This is a genomic window from Pseudoalteromonas sp. OANN1, assembly GCF_024124685.1.
GTDB classification, from domain to species: domain Bacteria; phylum Pseudomonadota; class Gammaproteobacteria; order Enterobacterales; family Alteromonadaceae; genus Pseudoalteromonas; species Pseudoalteromonas piscicida.
On sequence record NZ_JAMXSE010000043.1, the window covers coordinates 1 to 2,916 of the forward strand.

1 rRNA gene is annotated in these 2,916 nt (G+C 51.0%); it reads left to right on the forward strand.

Annotated features, from left to right (window positions below):
- The first annotated feature begins 12 nt into the window (after nucleotides 1-12).
- Nucleotides 13-2,897 (forward strand): 23S ribosomal RNA (locus NH462_RS22745).
- Nucleotides 2,898-2,916: the final 19 nt, after the last annotated feature.

Here is a 2,916-nt window from a genome sequence, read left to right on the forward strand (position 1 = left end):
TTTGGGTTGTATGGTTAAGTGACTAAGCGTACACGGTGGATGCCTTGGCAGTTGGAGGCGATGAAGGACGTACTAACTTGCGATAAGCCTAGTCAAGCCAGTAAGAGGCGCTTGAGACTAGGATTTCCGAATGGGGAAACCCACCTGCTTGCAGGTATCGTTAACTGAATACATAGGTTAACGAGGCGAACGCGGAGAACTGAAACATCTAAGTACCCGTAGGAAAAGAAATCAACCGAGATTCCGAAAGTAGCGGCGAGCGAAATCGGACCAGCCCTTAAGCTTTAGTGTAGTTAGTGGAACATGCTGGAAAGCATGACGAAACAGGGTGATAGTCCCGTACACAAAAACTTATCTAAAGTGAAATCGAGTAGGTCGGAGCACGTGAAACTTTGACTGAATATGGGGGGACCATCCTCCAAGGCTAAATACTCCCAACTGACCGATAGTGAACCAGTACCGTGAGGGAAAGGCGAAAAGAACCCCTGTGAGGGGAGTGAAATAGAACCTGAAACCGTGTACGTACAAGCAGTAGGAGCCTACTTGTTGGGTGACTGCGTACCTTTTGTATAATGGGTCAGCGACTTATATTCTGTAGCGAGGTTAACCATTTAGGGGAGCCGTAGCGAAAGCGAGTCTTAACTGGGCGCTTAAGTTGCAGGGTATAGACCCGAAACCCGGTGATCTAGCCATGGGCAGGTTGAAGGTTGAGTAACATCAACTGGAGGACCGAACCCACTAACGTTGAAAAGTTAGGGGATGACCTGTGGCTAGGAGTGAAAGGCTAATCAAACCGGGAGATAGCTGGTTCTCCCCGAAATCTATTTAGGTAGAGCCTCGGACGAATACTTACGGGGGTAGAGCACTGTTAAGGCTAGGGGGTCATCCCGACTTACCAACCCTTTGCAAACTCCGAATACCGTAAAGTAATATCCGGGAGACACACGGCGGGTGCTAACGTCCGTCGTGGAGAGGGAAACAACCCAGACCGTCAGCTAAGGTCCCAAAGTGTATGTTAAGTGGGAAACGATGTGGGAAGGCTAAAACAGCTAGGAGGTTGGCTTAGAAGCAGCCACCCTTTAAAGAAAGCGTAATAGCTCACTAGTCGAGTCGGCCTGCGCGGAAGATGTAACGGGGCTAAACATACCACCGAAGCTACGGCTGCGTACGTAAGTATGCGGGGTAGGGGAGCGTTCTGTAAGTGGCTGAAGGTGTGCCGGGAGGCATGCTGGACATATCAGAAGTGCGAATGCTGACATGAGTAACGACAAGAGGAGTGAAAAACTCCTCCGCCGGAAGACCAAGGGTTCCTATCCCATGTTAATCAGGGTAGGGTGAGTCGACCCCTAAGGCGAGGCTGAAGAGCGTAGTCGATGGGAAACGGGTTAATATTCCCGTACTCGGTATGAATGCGATGGGGGGACGGAGCAGGCTAGGCAAGCATGGCGTTGGTTGTCCATGTGAAAGGCTGTAGGCTGGTGACTTAGGAAAATCCGGGTTGCTAAGGCTGAGAGTCGAGACGAGCCACTAAGGTGGTGAAGTTGTTGATGCCCTACTTCCAGGAAAAGCCTCTAAGCTTCAGTTCATACTGAATCGTACCCTAAACCGACACAGGTGGTCAGGTAGAGAATACTAAGGCGCTTGAGAGAACTCGGGTGAAGGAACTAGGCAAAATTGTACCGTAACTTCGGGAGAAGGTACGCTCTTGTTTGTGAAGGACTTGCTCTGTAAGCAAACGAGAGCCGCAGTGACCAGGTGGCTGGGACTGTTTATTAAAAACACAGCACTGTGCAAAATCGTAAGATGACGTATACGGTGTGACACCTGCCCGGTGCCGGAAGGTTAATTGATGGGGTTAGCTTAGGCGAAGCTCTTGATCGAAGCCCCGGTAAACGGCGGCCGTAACTATAACGGTCCTAAGGTAGCGAAATTCCTTGTCGGGTAAGTTCCGACCTGCACGAATGGTGTAACCATGGCCACGCTGTCTCCACCCGAGACTCAGTGAAATTGAAATCGCAGTGAAGATGCTGTGTACCCGCGGCTAGACGGAAAGACCCCGTGAACCTTTACTACAGCTTGGCACTGAACATTGACCCTACATGTGTAGGATAGGTGGGAGGCTTTGAAGCAGAGACGCTAGTTTCTGTGGAGCCGACCTTGAAATACCACCCTTGTAGTGTTGATGTTCTAACTTAGGCCCCTGAATCGGGGTTGAGGACAGTGCCTGGTGGGTAGTTTGACTGGGGCGGTCTCCTCCCAAAGAGTAACGGAGGAGCACGAAGGTTTGCTAAGTACGGTCGGACATCGTACGGTTAGTGTAATGGTAGAAGCAAGCTTAACTGCGAGACAGACACGTCGAGCAGGTACGAAAGTAGGTCATAGTGATCCGGTGGTTCTGAATGGAAGGGCCATCGCTCAACGGATAAAAGGTACTCCGGGGATAACAGGCTGATACCGCCCAAGAGTTCATATCGACGGCGGTGTTTGGCACCTCGATGTCGGCTCATCACATCCTGGGGCTGAAGTCGGTCCCAAGGGTATGGCTGTTCGCCATTTAAAGTGGTACGCGAGCTGGGTTTAGAACGTCGTGAGACAGTTCGGTCCCTATCTGCCGTGGGCGTTTGAGAATTGAGAGGGGCTGCTCCTAGTACGAGAGGACCGGAGTGGACGAACCGCTGGTGTTCGGGTTGTGATGCCAATTGCATTGCCCGGTAGCTACGTTCGGAACTGATAACCGCTGAAAGCATCTAAGCGGGAAGCAGGCCTCGAGATGAGTTCTCACTTTGACTTAGAGTCAACTGAAGGGCCGTTGAAGACTACAACGTTGATAGGCGAGATGTGGAAGTGCTGTGAGGCATTAAGCTAACTCGTACTAATTACCCGTGAGGCTTAACCATACAACGCCAAAGTGGTTTA